The 15,019-nt window shown below is 52.3% G+C and carries 23 protein-coding genes; 12 read left to right on the plus strand and 11 right to left on the minus strand.

The annotated features are described in order from the left end of the window. Positions 1-12: 12 nt before the first annotated feature. The 11 genes from Q1A48_RS05235 to Q1A48_RS05285 form a co-directional block, all read right to left on the minus strand. Positions 13-396, minus strand: a complete 384-nt coding sequence (locus Q1A48_RS05235) for a hypothetical protein (RefSeq protein ID WP_299942140.1) — start codon at positions 394-396, stop codon at positions 13-15. Next, positions 393-803, minus strand: a complete 411-nt coding sequence (locus tag Q1A48_RS05240) for a hypothetical protein (protein ID WP_299942142.1) — start codon at positions 801-803, stop codon at positions 393-395. The genes Q1A48_RS05235 and Q1A48_RS05240 overlap by 4 nt, the downstream gene beginning before the upstream one ends. After that, the gene (locus Q1A48_RS05245) at positions 800-1,090 is read right to left on the minus strand and encodes a nuclease domain-containing protein (protein WP_299942145.1); all 291 of its coding nucleotides are present in this window, start codon (positions 1,088-1,090) and stop codon (positions 800-802) included. Before Q1A48_RS05245 ends, Q1A48_RS05240 begins: the two co-directional genes overlap by 4 nt. Continuing rightward, positions 1,077-1,520, minus strand: a complete 444-nt coding sequence (locus tag Q1A48_RS05250) for a hypothetical protein (protein WP_299942147.1) — start codon at positions 1,518-1,520, stop codon at positions 1,077-1,079. The genes Q1A48_RS05245 and Q1A48_RS05250 overlap by 14 nt, the downstream gene beginning before the upstream one ends. Then, complete coding sequence (locus Q1A48_RS05255; protein WP_299942149.1) at positions 1,521-1,757, minus strand: hypothetical protein; 237 nt, start codon at positions 1,755-1,757, stop codon at positions 1,521-1,523. A 143-nt stretch (positions 1,758-1,900) separates the two neighbouring features. Further along, positions 1,901-2,509 carry a Gp49 family protein gene (locus tag Q1A48_RS05260; RefSeq protein WP_299942151.1) on the minus strand — a complete coding sequence of 203 codons (609 nt, stop codon included), beginning with the start codon at positions 2,507-2,509 and terminating at the stop codon, positions 1,901-1,903. Positions 2,510-2,715: 206 nt separating this feature from the next. Beyond that, positions 2,716-3,273: a replication protein P gene (locus Q1A48_RS05265; RefSeq protein ID WP_299942242.1), complete on the minus strand. Its 558-nt coding sequence runs from the start codon at positions 3,271-3,273 to the stop codon at positions 2,716-2,718. Then, complete coding sequence (locus Q1A48_RS05270; RefSeq protein WP_366523379.1) at positions 3,167-4,081, minus strand: helix-turn-helix domain-containing protein; 915 nt, start codon at positions 4,079-4,081, stop codon at positions 3,167-3,169. Before Q1A48_RS05270 ends, Q1A48_RS05265 begins: the two co-directional genes overlap by 107 nt. A gap of 145 nt (positions 4,082-4,226) precedes the next feature. Continuing rightward, positions 4,227-4,403: a hypothetical protein gene (locus Q1A48_RS05275; RefSeq protein ID WP_299942155.1), complete on the minus strand. Its 177-nt coding sequence runs from the start codon at positions 4,401-4,403 to the stop codon at positions 4,227-4,229. Positions 4,404-4,421: 18 nt separating this feature from the next. Further along, the gene (locus tag Q1A48_RS05280) at positions 4,422-4,610 is read right to left on the minus strand and encodes a hypothetical protein (RefSeq protein WP_299942157.1); all 189 of its coding nucleotides are present in this window, start codon (positions 4,608-4,610) and stop codon (positions 4,422-4,424) included. 11 nt (positions 4,611-4,621) lie between these two features. Beyond that, entirely contained in the window at positions 4,622-4,963 is a 342-nt protein-coding gene (locus Q1A48_RS05285; protein WP_299942160.1) for a helix-turn-helix domain-containing protein, read from the minus strand. 53 nt (positions 4,964-5,016) lie between these two features. On the opposite strand from Q1A48_RS05285, the gene Q1A48_RS05290 reads away from it, so the two are divergent. From Q1A48_RS05290 to parC, 12 genes are all read left to right on the plus strand, one after another. Then, positions 5,017-5,772: a LexA family transcriptional regulator gene (locus tag Q1A48_RS05290; protein WP_299942161.1), complete on the plus strand. Its 756-nt coding sequence runs from the start codon at positions 5,017-5,019 to the stop codon at positions 5,770-5,772. 397 nt (positions 5,773-6,169) lie between these two features. Next, on the plus strand, positions 6,170-6,625 hold the full coding sequence (locus Q1A48_RS05295; RefSeq protein WP_299942163.1) for a hypothetical protein: 456 nt from the start codon (positions 6,170-6,172) through the stop codon (positions 6,623-6,625). 16 nt (positions 6,626-6,641) lie between these two features. Then, the gene (locus tag Q1A48_RS05300; RefSeq protein WP_299942165.1) at positions 6,642-7,052 is read left to right on the plus strand and encodes a hypothetical protein; all 411 of its coding nucleotides are present in this window, start codon (positions 6,642-6,644) and stop codon (positions 7,050-7,052) included. Beyond that, positions 7,045-7,776, plus strand: coding sequence for an ERF family protein (locus tag Q1A48_RS05305; protein ID WP_299942167.1), 732 nt, complete (start codon positions 7,045-7,047; stop codon positions 7,774-7,776). Before Q1A48_RS05300 ends, Q1A48_RS05305 begins: the two co-directional genes overlap by 8 nt. Further along, positions 7,773-8,417: a lambda exonuclease family protein gene (locus Q1A48_RS05310; protein ID WP_299942169.1), complete on the plus strand. Its 645-nt coding sequence runs from the start codon at positions 7,773-7,775 to the stop codon at positions 8,415-8,417. The genes Q1A48_RS05305 and Q1A48_RS05310 overlap by 4 nt, the downstream gene beginning before the upstream one ends. A gap of 122 nt (positions 8,418-8,539) precedes the next feature. Further along, positions 8,540-8,767 carry a hypothetical protein gene (locus Q1A48_RS05315; RefSeq protein ID WP_299942171.1) on the plus strand — a complete coding sequence of 76 codons (228 nt, stop codon included), beginning with the start codon at positions 8,540-8,542 and terminating at the stop codon, positions 8,765-8,767. 13 nt (positions 8,768-8,780) lie between these two features. After that, the gene (locus Q1A48_RS05320; protein WP_299942173.1) at positions 8,781-9,620 is read left to right on the plus strand and encodes a DNA adenine methylase; all 840 of its coding nucleotides are present in this window, start codon (positions 8,781-8,783) and stop codon (positions 9,618-9,620) included. Continuing rightward, on the plus strand, positions 9,617-10,759 hold the full coding sequence (locus Q1A48_RS05325) for a hypothetical protein (protein WP_299942175.1): 1,143 nt from the start codon (positions 9,617-9,619) through the stop codon (positions 10,757-10,759). The genes Q1A48_RS05320 and Q1A48_RS05325 overlap by 4 nt, the downstream gene beginning before the upstream one ends. Positions 10,760-10,810: 51 nt before the next feature. Then, the gene (locus tag Q1A48_RS05330; RefSeq protein WP_299942177.1) at positions 10,811-11,050 is read left to right on the plus strand and encodes a DUF4224 domain-containing protein; all 240 of its coding nucleotides are present in this window, start codon (positions 10,811-10,813) and stop codon (positions 11,048-11,050) included. Continuing rightward, positions 11,043-12,098 (plus strand): tyrosine-type recombinase/integrase, encoded by a 1,056-nt coding sequence (locus Q1A48_RS05335; RefSeq protein ID WP_299942179.1) that lies wholly within the window; start codon positions 11,043-11,045, stop codon positions 12,096-12,098. Before Q1A48_RS05330 ends, Q1A48_RS05335 begins: the two co-directional genes overlap by 8 nt. A gap of 157 nt (positions 12,099-12,255) precedes the next feature. After that, the gene (locus tag Q1A48_RS05340; protein WP_299942181.1) at positions 12,256-12,606 is read left to right on the plus strand and encodes an arylamine N-acetyltransferase; all 351 of its coding nucleotides are present in this window, start codon (positions 12,256-12,258) and stop codon (positions 12,604-12,606) included. Between the two features lie 142 nt (positions 12,607-12,748). Next, complete coding sequence (gene parC / locus Q1A48_RS05345) at positions 12,749-14,998, plus strand: DNA topoisomerase IV subunit A (RefSeq protein WP_299942183.1); 2,250 nt, start codon at positions 12,749-12,751, stop codon at positions 14,996-14,998. The last annotated feature ends 21 nt before the right edge of the window (positions 14,999-15,019 follow it).

The raw sequence follows: 15,019 nt of genomic DNA on the forward strand, positions 1-15,019 counted from the left end.
AAGCAGGGCTGGTCAAGCAGCCATTGCCCGCTTGCGGTACAGGATGGTGATTTCAGCCTCGATGCGCTTGCAGTGATCTCGCACCTTGGTCATGCTCAGCCTCAATCGGCGAGCCACATCCTGCAACTCCCAGAAACTATGGTAGCGAAGCCAAAAGACATCTAGTTCCTCCCGAACTGCGGCGGAACCCCGGTGCTCCAGCATCACTTGCAGCCAATCCCTGACCACCATATCCGTGTTATCAGCCCGCTTCTTATCTGGTGCTCCTTCCTGGCGTTCATGCACCATAGTTGTAAATGGCGCCTTGCGAGGATAGTTCACTGCATCGCCCGGACGCTCACAATAGACAAGGGCCCACTCCCACAACAGCTCGCGGATTCCAATTGCATCTGTCACGCCTCAACCCTCTCCCTTTCCGCTGAAGTTGACTTGACTGTCAATAGGTCGTGAACCAATAAGGCTGCCTCTCCACTCTTCACCAGTTGCGCACCGCAGCGATAGACATCCCAGCCTAGCCGCATTGCATGGTGGTACTTCTCCAAATCTGCCTCAAAGCCAGCGCCGCGATTGTGCCTGCCATTGATCCAGGCTCCGCCCTCTATCTCTACCGCAAATTGGCGCCCTGGCCATGCGAAATCAAAACGCCAGTCTTTCAGGCTGGCGGCAGCCAGGCGGTTACGCAGTCCCTTTCCAGGGCCAACAACCTGGGCGGCGAACCGATACTCACGTTCGGGTGCAGCCAATCCCGACTTTCTACCCAGTGCCAGGAGCTGAGTTGCGAACATTTCCTCCAGGGCGCTCATCGAATCAGCCCCTTGTCTCGCATTCGGGTATGTGTTTCATACAGTGCCCGCAGCTTGCTGCGCTCTATCTCTACCTTTGGTATTTCGGTCTTACAGCGCCCGTCGATCACATCGTGGCAACAATTACAGCCATACACGCCCCACCAGTCGGGAGACTTGCGGGCCAGACCGGAGTTGCTGGGCAGGTGGCACAGCACCACGGTTTCAGGATTGCTATTGCAGTGTGGATAGAGGCGCAAAGTACAGTCCTCTCCGCGCGCTGTTTGGCGCAACTTAGTGTTGCTCATGCAACAATGCTCCAAAATCCACGCCCTTGAGGGTGTACTGGTTAAACACCGAGTCGATATAGCGCTGGCATTGCTTGACCGTCATCAACCGCGTCACCGGAAACCAGGCCATCAGATCGAGCTTGTCTTGATAAGCCACCGGGCGAATGATCTTGTCGTAGCTCTCACGGAATTTTTCGTCTTCCTCCCGCAGAATCGGTATTCCAATAGTCAACTTGCACTCGGCGCGAGCATGAGCATTGTCATTGCCGTAGAGGGCGCGGCCAATGCGCTGGTACAACTCGAAGCACATGCGGTTCTGGTCCAGGCTGCGGTCCTTGCCCAGGCGCCAGAAGAAGCGCACTACCTTGTGCTCTTCAAATAAACGCTCACAGTGGGCAAAGAAGCCCTGCAGGCTGGACTTGCTGTTGACCTGAAACTGATCCGGCATTCACGCACGCTCCGTTGGGGTTGGCTCTTCACTAAACTGGTACGGTCTGGAATACACACCAACCAGGTTTAAACCCTTTGCAATGCGCTGCCGCGCTACCACGGTATTAGCGAAAACCACATCGTACAGGCCCTCGTACTGTCGCCCTGCCGGGTTTTTCCGGAAAACTGCCAACGGGCTTGTCTCGCCCGCTGACTCCAGCCGCTTTATAATTTCCTTGCTCGTCATCCAGCTCATAGCTTTTACTACTATTCCTACACAGTTACAGCCTGATCACACTGCTTTGTACTGCGCCCTTCATACAGGGTTTGCTTTAACAAATAGCCCTCCAAAGGCCATATTTTTTGTACAGCACTCTCCAAAGAAACTTTTGGGCACCTCTAAAAATTACTTTTTTGGTGCCCATAAGCACCAAATAATGGGGGCTCCAGGGCGATAAAATTAAGAAACCTCAATTTATAGAGATGCCCTTTTTTCCCGATTTCCCAATCGAAATTCTCTGAGCTGACACAGGCACTTTCACCAGTGACTGTGAAACCGTTGACCAGAAATACAACACAAACCATTAATGTATCTGTCAGCCGGTAGAAGGATACCGAATTAATGCAGCTAATAAGTTTTTCAGGCACAACCCGTGGGGCGTTGAGCCCAGCAGATGCGACCATGGCTTCTGTAGCCTCATCATCAAAGGAAACGCTGACTGAATCACCTGAAAAGCTCTGATTTGGGAGGAGCTTGTCTAGCCACCGATTATTGCTATTCAGCACATTACCAGCCTCAAATTCTTTGGCTGGACAGAAGGATTCATAGCCGGAATCTATGTAGCGGACGTAATAACCACCTACCACTGGATCATGCTTTTCCATGTAGGCGTCGGTCACTTCTACCTGTTCGCCTTCTCCGATGATTTGGTGAGCGCCATTAGGAGCGGTCAATATTTTTTCAATTTTGAACGCCTCGCGAATGCGATTTGATACGTACTTTTTCATGCTTATTTCCCTTTAGTTTCTACGGTTAGTGATCACAATAATTGCAAGTAGCGGCCACAATAGACTGACATATTGTTGCTTCCGCTTTGGAAATCCTTCAAAACTCTGTTGCTCTTCCGAAAGTCGATAAAACAATGCAGCCCCAAGTAGCCAAAGCACAATTGCAATCCAAAGCCAAACAATTAGCGCAAACCAAAGCAAGGAATTCATGCTTTCGCCTCTGCAAACAGGGATTTCAAGTTATCCAGGGCTGAAATTGCCACGCCTCGATCACATGGACGAATGGGCTTCTCTTCCAGCATACGGTCTTGTGCCGGTGGCTTAGGAAGGCGTTTACCCTTGGTTAAATCCTGCCTAACTCGCTTCCATGCCTCCCGGAATGCCGCTTTTTGCTCTTTGGCTGGCATCTGCGAGACTACGCTCCAGTCCATGTAGCGATAAGCTGCGTAAACTGCCGGGTTTAACTTGGTGAAATCTCTCTTCACATGCCTCGGGCCAAAGAACCGTTGCAGCAGGGAAAATGCTTCCGACTCACTAGGTACATTCCAATCCTGCAGAGAGGCTTTGCGGCACATCTCGATAAAGTCTCCGGTCGATGGCAGGAATGCTCCTGGGCCTTGCCGAAGCTCAGCCAAGCCGCCCTCGATCACACGCCAGTCAGAAATACCCGCCTCCATCAACGCCAGCAGCCACTGGTTCTTGGCCGCTGCAATCGCCGACTGGTCCGGGAAGGCCGCCCTCCAGCCCGGCTTGATGCCCGCCAGTTGCTTGAATAACTCGTTCACGAGCTGTGCCGTTGAGCCAGTCGGTTTCGTCGGTGAATGGGTTTGCCGGTTGTGATGAGCCATTGCCATTGGGCGGCCCTCCGTGGTTGCGTAGGTTGTTGAGTAGCCAATCAAGCCGAAATCCCGCCCAGCCCTGCTTGCAGCAGAGCCCGAGGCAGTCATCCACCGAGTACCCGGCGTTCTGCGCTGCCCAAAGCTCCTTGGCCATCAGGTTGGCAGCGGTTTGGGTAAGCGGGGCTCGCTTGGCTTTGCGAACAGCCATCCAGTCGGACAGGATTTGGTTATCAGGGGGATTGGGCCAACTATCAAAATTGATTTTCGGCTTGCCAGGTTTTGCAGGGGCGCGCTTGCGCGCACCACCACTGGTTACTTTGTTAGATGGTTTATTTGTATATTCTTTACTTTGTAGTGTCGGCAAAACCGTATCCGGTAAATCCGTATCCGGGTTTTCAGGAAGTGGATAATCCGCGCCATCCACTTCCGGATTTTCAGGAAGTGGTGCATCGAAAATCTCATAATCTGTGCCCTGCATTTTTCCGTTGCTATCACGCACTGGCGTGCGACGGGCATAACGCAACTCGATGAGCTCATTCAGTAGTTTGTAAATCTTATCTCTGCCTTCCTGTGACTCTCTGGCCAATGCAGCAACAGATACGGTCCAGTTGTCCGGTTTTGACAGAAGGTGGATCAAGAGGCCAGCCGCTCCGAATGACAGCCGACGGTCCGTAGCAACTTCATTGGAAATCACCAGGTAATGCGATTCTGGGCGCGGCCCTCGCCTAATCATTTATGCCTCCGTCCGCTTCTGCGGCTCTTAAATAATTTTGGTACTGTTGTTTGGAAAGGTGCCGGTCTGCCTCGGCTGCCTCTGTGGGTGTTGTTTTTGATTGGTGTGCTTTCTTGGCCATAATCAGCCATTTTTCAGGGCCTATTCAGGGCCTCCTGAACGCCCGGATATTTCCTTTCGGAACTCCGGTCTTGTTTCGCTTCTTTAGCTCTCGCACCAAGAGCTCGCCGGTAAAATCTTCCGCAGCCTTGCCATTTTTTTTGGCCAGTTTTTCTAACTTTTCGATATTCTCTTGACCCAATAGTGATCTAAGTTCTTTCATAGGCCCTCTCCGGGGCCTTCAGGCCGCTTGACCTTCGTTGCTATCCTCATCCGAGAACAGTGCTAGCTGAGCTTCAACAAGCTCACGCACCAGGACTGCTTTTTGCGTTCTGTTGAACTCTGCTAGTGACTCGATAAGTTTGTAGGTCGCGTCATCAACGCGTAATTTGATCTCACGGTCCTTAATATGCTTCGGGTCTGCATACATGTTTAATATCCTTATGTTGTTTTTCGCTGGTCTAACCTTGGCCCACGCGTGTCGCTTGATTCGTTTACTTTTTCAGCAAACGGGCCAATGGTCGGCAATACTGGCGTGCTCTGGGCGGACATGGTTATGTCGCCCCCACACTCTTGCGGCGCCGGGCCGAATATGTCCGGGCGGAGGTCGTAGCGAGTTACGACTCCATTAGTAATTCGCTCAATCGGAATGCAGCGTTTTGGTGGAATGGGCCGACGTCCAGTTACCCATTGCGTGACCTGCCCCTGAGACTTTATGCCCAGCGCATCAGCCAGCTTTTGCTGCGTCCCGGCTATTCTGATTGCAAGCTGTATTGGTTCCATAGGCAAATAGTAGCGTTGACTCTATTTTTAGTCAACAGCATTGGTTATAGATAGTGAGTAGCGGTGCTACTAAAATTGAGAGCATGAAAAGACGCCAACTAACAGCTACAGAAAAAGCCTGCACGAGTCGGCTACGAACTCTGTGGGATAACAAAAAGAAGCAATTGGGCCTTACTCAAGAGAAAGCTGCCCACTTGGTGGGGTGGAGCGCACAAGGATCAGTAGGCCAGTACCTGAATGGCCGCATCCCATTGAATACAGACGCCATTATAAAATTTGCTGATCTCCTTGAGGTGAGCCCGTCTGAGATTGACCCAGATCGCAAGTGGCACGCTTCTGGCCCGCAACCCACCGTGGTGCATAGAGGCGACCCAGGTATCGGAAATGTATCCCCTGGCCCTCCAATAAGAGGGCGTGTACCTTTAATCTCCTCAGTTGCCGCCGGACAATGGTCCGAAATAGTTGATATTTACCAGTCTGGTGATGCTGATGAATGGCGGGAAACTACTGCCAATGTTGGACCTCATGCCTTCGCATTGCGTGTCGAGGGTGATTCTATGACCGCCTCCGCAGGCGTCTCGATTCCGGATGGCGCTATCGTCATAGTGGACCCGGATATAGAGGCAAGAAATGGCAGCATTGTTGTTGCGAAACTAGAAGATAACCAAGAGGCGACCCTGAAGCGTCTAGTAATTGACGGTCCATACCGTTACCTGAAGCCCCTCAACCCTATTTACCAACCCATTCATATCAATGGAAACTGCCATATTGTGGGTGTTGTGCGGAAATTTGAGTTTGACTTGCTTTAGCACATCAAGAGGAGGTTATTTCACACAAGAATAGCTTAAAGCAATTAAAATTTTACATTTAATAGTTTCAATTCAAATTTAAAGATTTCACGCCCAGCCAAATGGGCTTACCTGCCCAATCCCGCATCACATGCTCCCCATCCTATAGGAAGTAGAAAACACCAGCCTATTTCCGCCTCAAATACAACACAACAAAGCATCACAGCGCCCACCAAAATTTAAAATATATTCAATGACTTTTTATTTGACTTCTTAAAAACGTCAATGCTATTATTTTTTCATCGTAAGGGTTTCGAGAAAATAATGGTGCTGCGAATGATTAGTCAAGTGACATTTCTACTGACCTCGATAGTGGAAAGCACCAGCCCACAATACGGACCATTAGGGGGATAACGGTATGTACACCACCAACTCAACCAGACCAGTAGAGGGCGCCCTGAGGGATTTTGAGCGCCATCAGCAACCTCAGCCAAGCAATACACAGAAACGGCTGACCCTGGTGCGACGCTACCAAGTCCTGGCAGAGGTACCTGGCCAGTACATTCATGCAGAGGTGCATTCTGAAATCGAGTCTGATCAGGTTGAGTTCTGGGGTCGCCGAGAATTTATTAATACCGCTGTGGACTACCTCGATAGCTTTTTAGTGTATCCACCTGCCTGCCTGCACTCTCCTGAATACAGCGAAGAAGAAGCCATTGAGCTGGCCAATCGTCAACGCAAAAGCATGAATATCCGCTTCACCTTCGAGTGCCCCTGTGATGACAGTGATGCGGCAGGTGACTGGCTAGAGGAAGAGCTGGAAAGTGGACTTTATCCAGACTGGCACATCGATGAAATCCTCCCGTTGAATTAATGGGAGTATTTCCAAAATGAAAACCAGCATAAGCACCGCCACAGTTCGGGTAACTCGCATAGCCAGTTATCTATTTCCGACCCTGAAAATAACCATAGTTCGTGACTGCGAAACAGATTGGTGGGAAGAGGTTTGTATAGCTGTTCGGGAGCGCTGCCGCAATGGCTACGAGCGCTGGGGATACTTGGAAAACCCCTATCCGGAGGGCGATTTACGGCGCTGGGAGTGGATACAGGAATCCCGCGCAATTATTCGTGAATGTTTGCAGTCAACTCTGGAAGACATTAGTTGGGCTGAAGAAACCGTCTACGAACTAGGTGCAGCAAAACGCGGTGAAATTATCCCTTTCCCGCAGCCGAAAAAAGAGCCGCAGAGGGAAGCGGCTAAACAAAAAGTGAACTGGGAGTGTGAGGATATTTATGTCTAGTCAACTTGTGAAACAGGAATCAACACCAGTATCTCAACCTATCGTAGGTTCCGAAACTGCTCAAGTAATGGCTGTTATTGAGCGTGTAGCGAGCAACCCAGATGCCGACATCGACAAGTTAGAGCGCTTACTGGATATGCAGGAGCGGGTCATGAACCGCAATGCAGAACAGGCTTTTAATGCTGCACTGGCCCAAATGCAAAGCGAGCTGCCCACAGTTGCAGAAACTGCCAAAGGGCACAACTCAAACTATGCCCCACTCGAAAAGATCAATGAGACTGTGCGCCCTACCTTACAAAAGCACGGTTTCGCCGTGACATTCCGTACCGATCAAGGCAACAACGGGGTAAAAATTACTGCTGTCCTCTCACATAGAGATGGCCATCATCAAGAAACTTCTCTAATTCTGCCCCTGGATACCAGCGGTAGTAAGAACGCTGTACAGGCCATAGGCTCAACCGTTAGCTATGGCAGACGGTATGCCCTATGCGCTCTCCTGAATATCAGTACCGGAGATGACACAGATGGAGAGCCGCCAAAATCTGGAAATTCTATTTCTCCTGACCAGATTCAAAAAATCCGTAATGCGATCAAGATGGCTGGGGACGATGAGCAAATGTTCTGCAAGTCAGCAGGAATCTCCAGCATCCATCAACTGGAAGCGGCGAGGTTTCCTCGCGCCATGAATTATCTAAAAAGCAAAGCACAGGGAGCGGTTCAATGATCATCTGCAAAGTTGAGCAAGGCTCCGAAGAGTGGCACCGCGAGCGCGCAGGAGCCATCACCGCCAGTAATTTTTGTGAAATTAGAAAACGCCTCAAGAGCGGGAAAAACAAAGGTGATTTCACCTCCGCAGCCCATGACTACGCCTTCCGTTTAGCTGTTGAGCGCATTAGCGGAGAACCCCTGGATGGCGGTTTTCAAACCTGGGCAATGAAACGAGGCAATGAGCTTGAGCCCGAGGCTCGCGCAGCTCATGAGGATCACATCGATACATTCATCCAACAAACCGGGCTGGTTCTAACTGACGATAGAAAATTCGGAGCCTCAGCCGATGGGCTAATCGGCAAGGATGGCGGTAGCGAGTACAAGTGTCTCGTCTCTCCAGAGCGCCTCCGGCCTATTTTACTCGATGAAAGCCTAGATGAATTCAGGGATCAGATACAAGGCTGTATGTGGCTGACAGGGCGCAAATGGTGGCATTTTGTTCTGTATTGCCCCGCTCTTAAAAATATTGATAGAGCTCTTACGGTACGAAAAATGGAGCGTGATGATAACTACATTGATGAGTTGGAAACCGACTTGCTGAAGTTTGACAAGTTGGTTGATCAGTACAGAAATAATTTAACCGAACAAGCTGCTTAGCTTTCAAGAATATTCTCACAAGGAAAAATATTTCAACCGCGCCCCTGGCGCATTCAATCAGCTGTACCCCCAAGCTTAGGGCCTTTAGTACTGGGCCCCTTTTTTAAAATCTGGAGAACCTAATGAAAAGATACGCATTTTTTTGTGGCACATATAACTTAATGATGGGCGGGATAAAAGATTTTCAAGAGTCACTCGAAACCGAGGAGGAAGCAAAGGAAAAGGCAGAGAAAACAGCCAAAGACCCCTTTGTAGATTGGGTGCAAATCTTTGATAAAGAAACCGACGCCGCAACTATTTACAAAATAATCGACGGCAAGCTGGTGGAAAGTAAGGCCGGCACCGAATAAAAGCGAACTGGCAATGACTCAGAATATAAAACCCATCCGTCCCGTTCTGCGCTGGTTTGGTGGAAAGTGGTTGCTGGCACCATGGATTCTCCAGCACTTCCCAGCGCATCGCGTCTATGTAGAACCGTTCGGCGGTGCAGCTTCTGTTTTGCTGAGGAAAGAGCGATCCACCGCAGAGGTGTACAACGATCTGGACATGGAAGTGGTAAACCTTTTCCGGGTGCTGCGTGAAAGAGGCGTCGAGTTAGAACAGGTCCTGAGATTAACACCCTATGCCCGCGAGGAATTTGCTCAGAGTAAGGAACCTAGTCTCGATCCCTTGGAGCAGGCACGGCGGACAGTAGTTCGCAGCTGTATGGGATTTGGTAGCAATGCGCATAACAAGGTCACGGGTTTCCGCAGATTTTCAAAAGGGGAAAGAGCTATACCGTCGCAAGACTGGAGGAATTACCCGGAGGCCCTGGCCGGGTTGGTTGAGCGCCTGCGTGGTGTGGTCATTGAGAATCGTGATGCTCTGGCGGTTATTGAGGCGCACGACTCACCTGAAACCCTGCATTACATAGACCCACCCTATGTCACCAGCACAAGAGGGCGTGGTAACGATTATCGCCATGAACTGACCGATACGGATCACAAGGCTCTGGCGGAGTTACTACACACTGTAGAAGGCATGGTGGTGCTCTCCGGTTATCGGTCCCCGCTCTATGAACAACTTTTCGCAGACTGGTACAAGGTAGAGCGTGCAGCACTTGCTGACGGCGCCCGCGAACGTGCGGAAACCCTGTGGCTCAACCCAGCCTGCGAGGCAGGGCAGAAACAACAGGGACTCGATTTAGTCGGGGGTGGTGCTTGAGACTCTGGCAATCCCTCACCGGCATCGCCGCACTCATTTTCTGCGGCACCAGCCTCGCCTTTACTGTGCAGCTGTGGATCGCTATACCCAGCACTACCGGTAGCCAGGTAGTGGCCGGCCTTACCGCCGTTGCTCTGGAGCTGTGTAAGTTTAGTTTTGCGCCTCTGGGACTCTGGTTGCGCGCCCAGGGACAGCTCAGTGGCCATGTACTCCTCGCGCTATGGCCATTACTGGTGGTGATCAGTATTGTTGCCACTGTTGGATTTCTCGCCACACATAGTGAAGAACAGCAGCAGCGCAGTACCCAGGGCAGCCTCGAATACCAAGCGCTTGAACAGCAGCTCAACAGCATTAAAGAGCAGATCAACAGCCTCAACGGCCTGATCGCCACAGATGCCGCCAACGGCTACCGCCAGCGCGCCATTGATACCACCCCCAAATTGCATGCCCTGGAAGCCCAGCGCAGCCAATTGATCGAGAACCTTTCCACAGCCAAACCAGGCGCCAGCGCACACGGTGCATTTAACAGCCTGGCCAGCATGCTCAATACAGACCCCGTGCGATTACAGCACGCCGGATTCCTCGCCCTGGCAATCATCACAGATGTGGTAGGGCTGGTGGCGTTACTAGCGTTTAACGCTGCCTCAACGGTTTGTAAACGTTTAGCTAAACGGTCTAAACGGTCTAAACGGTCTAAACGGTTTTCAGCGCCAGATAAACAGTTTTCAACGGATTCTAAACGGTTTTCAACGGACGCTAAACAGTCGCGAACAGAGCCTAAACAGTTGCTAAATGACGCTAAACAGCTACCAACGGTAGATAAACGGTTGCCCAGGGGAGGGCAGGGCTCCTCAACGTTTCCTAAACAGTTTTCAACGGTTTCTAAACGGTCCTCAACGCCAGCTAAACGGTTTTCAACGGACCCTAAACGGTTTGTAAACGCCGACCTCAGCCAGGAACAGATTGAACTGGCCAACCAAATCTGCGCCGGAGAGTTCGGTACCCGGCCCGTGTTACGCAACATCATCAAGTGCATTCGCGGTGGATACCCAGCCGCCAAACCCGTTTTCGATGCCTTGGAACAGGCTGGAGAAATCACCCGTGACGGCCAGAGGTTTTACCTGGCTGTGCGCCAATAGGATAACCAATAGGCGCGGTCCTGATCGCGCAATCATTTACAGGATAGTGAGATGAGCGAAATACTAACCGATACACAGTTGCACAGGCTGACTGGAACCAAGTCCCCCGATACCCAGAAGCAGGTACTGAAAGAAAACCAGATTCCCTATGTGCGCCGGAAAGATGGTAAGCCTGCTGTGACCTGGGAAATGGTCAATCAGTCTCAGCTGATCTATAAGAATCGCCTTGATTCAAAGGGTGTAAGTTTCCAATTACCCACGGGCATAAACATGGATGCAGTCAATGGCTAGACCAAGAACCCCTAAAAATGCCTGGATGCCTCGCTGGGTTGAGCTTTATCCCCGCGGCTACCGCGTAAAGATTCGCAATCGAGGGGTATGGCACCTTTGCGGCCCAGATGCCACTAAAGCGGAAGTGTGGGCAGAATATGAGCGCTGGGAGCAGGATCAGCAGGGTAAATCGTTCACAATTTCCGACCTGGTAGACCTCTACTTTGCTTCACCGCAATATACTAAGGAGCTGCGACCGCGGACACAAAAAGACTATCTGAGACATTCAAAAAAATTACGCGCCGTTTTTGGGAATGCGAAACCAAACTCTATTACTTCACCAGTTATACAGCTATTCATGGACACAAGGGGCCAAGAATATCCAACAGCAGCAAATAGAGAACGCTCATTCCTTAGCATTATATTTCGATGGGGAAAGGCTCGCGGTTTGGTATCAATTGAAGACCCGACTAAAGCCGTAAAGCCGCTCAAGGAGCGCAGGGGAGGGCGGTATGTAGAAGATTCTGAATACCTGGCCTTTTATTCTTGGTTGGGCTCCCGTGGTCATGCAGCCCATCAGGCGGCCATGGAAATTGCCTACCTATGCGGCTCCCGACAGCAAGATGTACTGGCTTTGAAGAGACAGGATATTACCGAAGAGGGGTTACTGATCCATCAGCAGAAAACTGGCAAAAAACAGCTAAAGCTATGGACGGAAAGATTGCAAGATGCGGTTGATTTGGCGCTAAAAGCCAACACAGACTGCAAGGCACAAAGCATGCACTTGATTCGCAACAAGAGAGGGCAAGGCTTTACCCGTGGTGGATTCAACAACGTCTGGATTTATGAGCAACAAACCGCCACAAAGACTGGTGCTATTCCTGCCCGCTTCCGATTTCACGATCTAAAGATCAAGGGGATATCAGACTTTAAAGGCGACAAACAAGAATTCAGTGGTCATAAGACACGCAGTATGATGGAGCGCTACAACCACACTGCCGACAAGGTAGCTTCATTAAGCAAGGCAAGGATTAATCACAGAGAAGTCGGCTCAGAAACTACTGGATAAGCATCCAAAAAAGGCAATCTGAAAAGTTAATTCTGTTAAAAATTACCCCTACGAATTACCCCTCAAGTTACTGAGCTGAGAAGCCCTAAAATCAGAATTGTTGCTAACCTCTTGATCTGGATAGCTTATTTTCCTATGGTTGGCGGAGGTTAGATGCGTGAACACAGGTGAGGAATACCTGCTGGAAATCCGCATTGCGGAGCGTTGGGAGCCCATGTATCGCTTTGATTGCCGGCCCCGCAATGCAGGCGATTACAAAATGGCCAACTGGTATTGCTGCACACACCCGGAGTCCCGTTTTGTGCAGCAGCTGATTGCAACGCGGATATTGCCCCAGGGGCGTCATGTGCTGCTGGACCGCCAGTTGAGCTACCTGCCGGTCGATGGCCCCAAAATCGAAAAAATGCTCGCCGATGTGGGGGATTTACGCCGTACTTTGCGCGCGGTGTTTGGTATTGAGGTGCCCTCCGGGGCAAGTGCAGATCGTAAGTTGGCGGGTATTTTTTAGAGGGTGGTGTCTTGACCGCGGCTGATGCCACATCTCCGCCTCGAACCTTGCGTCTCAGGCTGGCCCCGTGCGCAACCCCCTTTGAACCTCCCGTTGCGGTCCGCCATAATCCGCTCCTCGCGAATCGAACAACGAGTGCTGTATGACCGACACCACTGTCTATGAGGCCACCGAGCGTCTGCCGTTGAAGGCGTACACCGAAAAAGCGTACCTGGATTACTCTATGTACGTGATCCTGGACCGCGCCCTGCCGAATATCGGTGACGGCCTGAAGCCGGTGCAGCGGCGTATTGTGTACGCCATGAGTGAGCTGGGGCTGAAGAATTCCGCCAAGTACAAGAAATCTGCGCGCACTGTCGGCGATGTGATTGGTAAGTACCATCCCCACGGCGACAGTGCCGTGTACGAGGCCATGGTGCTGATGGCGCAGCCGTTCAGCTATCGCTACCCGTTGATCGACGGCCAGGGCAACTGGGGTTCGCCGGACGATCCCAAGTCTTTTGCCGCCATGCGTTACACCGAGTCGCGTATGGGCAAATATTCCGAAGTGCTGTTGTCGGAACTGGGCCAGGGCACCGTGGACTGGCAGCCCAACTTCGATGGCACCCTGGATGAGCCCTGTGTGCTGCCGGCGCGGGTACCCAATATCCTGTTGAATGGCACCACCGGTATCGCGGTGGGGATGGCCACGGATATTCCGCCCCACAACCTGCGCGAAGTGGTCAACGCCACCGTGGCCCTGCTGGATAACCCCAAAGCCACCGTCGAGGATTTGTGCAAGCATATTCCCGGCCCGGATATGCCCACCGAGGCGGAGATCATCACGCCGCGCGAGGATATGCGCAAACTCTATGAGAGCGGTCGCGGTTCCATCAGGATGCGCGCCCTGTGGAACAGGGAGGATGGCGATATCGTCATTACCGCGCTGCCCCACCAGGTCAGTGGCGCCAAGGTACTGGAGCAGATTGCGCAGCAGATGCAGGCCAAGAAACTGCCGATGATTGCCGACCTGCGCGACGAGTCGGATCATGAAAATCCCACACGCCTGGTGATTGTGCCCCGCTCCAATCGGGTGGAAGTGGAAGCGGTGATGAACCACCTGTTTGCCACCACCGATCTGGAGCGCAATTACCGCGTCAATATGAATATGATCGGTATCGATGGGCGCCCCCAGGTAAAGGCCCTCGATAAAATACTGCGCGAGTGGCTGACCTTCCGCGCCACCACCACCCGCCGCCGTTTGCAGTTCCGCCTGGACAAGGTGGAGAGGCGCCTGCACCTGCTTGCGGGGCTGCTGATCGCCTTTCTCAATATCGATGAAGTGATCGAGATTATCCGCACCTGTGATGAGCCCAAACAGGAATTGATGGAGTGCTTCGAGTTGACCGAGGTGCAGGCGGATTACGTTCTCGACACTAAGCTGCGCCAATTGGCGCGTCTGGAAGAGATGAAAATCCGCGGCGAGCAGGCGGAGCTGGAAAAAGAGCGGGATACCCTCAGTAAAACCCTGGGCAGTGAGCGCCGGCTGAAGACCTTGATCAAGAAAGAGTTATTGACCGCCGCCAAGGCATTTGGTGATGAGCGCCGCTCGCCGATTGTTAGGCGCGAGGAATCCAGGGCCTTTAGCGAAGCGGAGCTGCTTTCCTCCGACCCGATCACCGTGGTGCTGTCCAAGAAGGGCTGGATTCGCGCGGCCAAAGGCCATGACATCGATCCCGCCTCTCTCAGCTTCAAGGCCGGCGACGGCCTGGGGTTTGCCGCGCGCGGCAAGAGCAACCAGCCGGCCCTGCTGCTGGACAGTTCGGGGCGCAGTTATGCTATCGCCGCCCACTCGTTGCCTTCGGCGCGGGGCCAGGGCGAGCCGCTCAGTGGGCGTATCAACCCGCCTTCTGGCGCCACTTTCGAGGGGCTACTGATGGGCCCGGACAGCCAGCGCATCCTGCTGGCTTCCGATGCGGGTTACGGCTTTATTGCCCGGTTGTCGGACCTGCACTCGCGCAACAAGTCGGGCAAGGCCATGTTGACCCTGCCCAAGGGTGCCCGGGTACTGCCCCCCTGTATCCTGCATCGCCCGCAGGAGGCCCTGTTGGTGGCGGTCACCTCGGAGGGGCGCATGCTGGTATTTCCGGTGACCGAGCTGCCGGAGCTGTCTAAGGGTAAGGGCAACAAGATCATCAATATCACCGCGGCGCGGGTTGCCAGCCGCGAGGAAGTGGTGGTCGGTATCGCCGTGCTTGAGGGCAAAAGCCAGCTGCTGGTACACGCGGGCAAACGCCACACTCGGATCAAAATTTCTGAGATGGATCACTACCGGGGGGAGCGCGGCCGCCGTGGCAATAAGCTGCCGAGAGGTTTCCAGAAGGTGGACAGGGTTGAGCTGCTGGAAAAGTAGGCAGAGTCCTCATCCAGCCAG

This window comes from uncultured Microbulbifer sp., assembly GCF_947489355.1.
Lineage (GTDB): Bacteria > Pseudomonadota > Gammaproteobacteria > Pseudomonadales > Cellvibrionaceae > Microbulbifer.

Coding starts and splice junctions, on each gene's coding strand:
- Q1A48_RS05240 (WP_299942142.1), bottom strand. CDS start 803: ATGAGCGCCCTGGAGGAAATGTTCGCAACTCAGCTCCTGGCACTGGGT.
- Q1A48_RS05245 (WP_299942145.1), bottom strand. CDS start 1,090: ATGAGCAACACTAAGTTGCGCCAAACAGCGCGCGGAGAGGACTGTACT.
- Q1A48_RS05250 (WP_299942147.1), bottom strand. CDS start 1,520: ATGCCGGATCAGTTTCAGGTCAACAGCAAGTCCAGCCTGCAGGGCTTC.
- Q1A48_RS05255 (WP_299942149.1), bottom strand. CDS start 1,757: ATGAGCTGGATGACGAGCAAGGAAATTATAAAGCGGCTGGAGTCAGCG.
- Q1A48_RS05260 (WP_299942151.1), bottom strand. CDS start 2,509: ATGAAAAAGTACGTATCAAATCGCATTCGCGAGGCGTTCAAAATTGAA.
- Q1A48_RS05270 (WP_366523379.1), bottom strand. CDS start 4,081: ATGATTAGGCGAGGGCCGCGCCCAGAATCGCATTACCTGGTGATTTCC.
- Q1A48_RS05275 (WP_299942155.1), bottom strand. CDS start 4,403: ATGAAAGAACTTAGATCACTATTGGGTCAAGAGAATATCGAAAAGTTA.
- Q1A48_RS05280 (WP_299942157.1), bottom strand. CDS start 4,610: ATGTATGCAGACCCGAAGCATATTAAGGACCGTGAGATCAAATTACGC.
- Q1A48_RS05285 (WP_299942160.1), bottom strand. CDS start 4,963: ATGGAACCAATACAGCTTGCAATCAGAATAGCCGGGACGCAGCAAAAG.
- Q1A48_RS05295 (WP_299942163.1), top strand. CDS start 6,170: ATGTACACCACCAACTCAACCAGACCAGTAGAGGGCGCCCTGAGGGAT.
- Q1A48_RS05300 (WP_299942165.1), top strand. CDS start 6,642: ATGAAAACCAGCATAAGCACCGCCACAGTTCGGGTAACTCGCATAGCC.
- Q1A48_RS05305 (WP_299942167.1), top strand. CDS start 7,045: ATGTCTAGTCAACTTGTGAAACAGGAATCAACACCAGTATCTCAACCT.
- Q1A48_RS05310 (WP_299942169.1), top strand. CDS start 7,773: ATGATCATCTGCAAAGTTGAGCAAGGCTCCGAAGAGTGGCACCGCGAG.
- Q1A48_RS05315 (WP_299942171.1), top strand. CDS start 8,540: ATGAAAAGATACGCATTTTTTTGTGGCACATATAACTTAATGATGGGC.
- Q1A48_RS05320 (WP_299942173.1), top strand. CDS start 8,781: ATGACTCAGAATATAAAACCCATCCGTCCCGTTCTGCGCTGGTTTGGT.
- Q1A48_RS05330 (WP_299942177.1), top strand. CDS start 10,811: ATGAGCGAAATACTAACCGATACACAGTTGCACAGGCTGACTGGAACC.
- Q1A48_RS05335 (WP_299942179.1), top strand. CDS start 11,043: ATGGCTAGACCAAGAACCCCTAAAAATGCCTGGATGCCTCGCTGGGTT.
- parC (WP_299942183.1), top strand. CDS start 12,749: ATGACCGACACCACTGTCTATGAGGCCACCGAGCGTCTGCCGTTGAAG.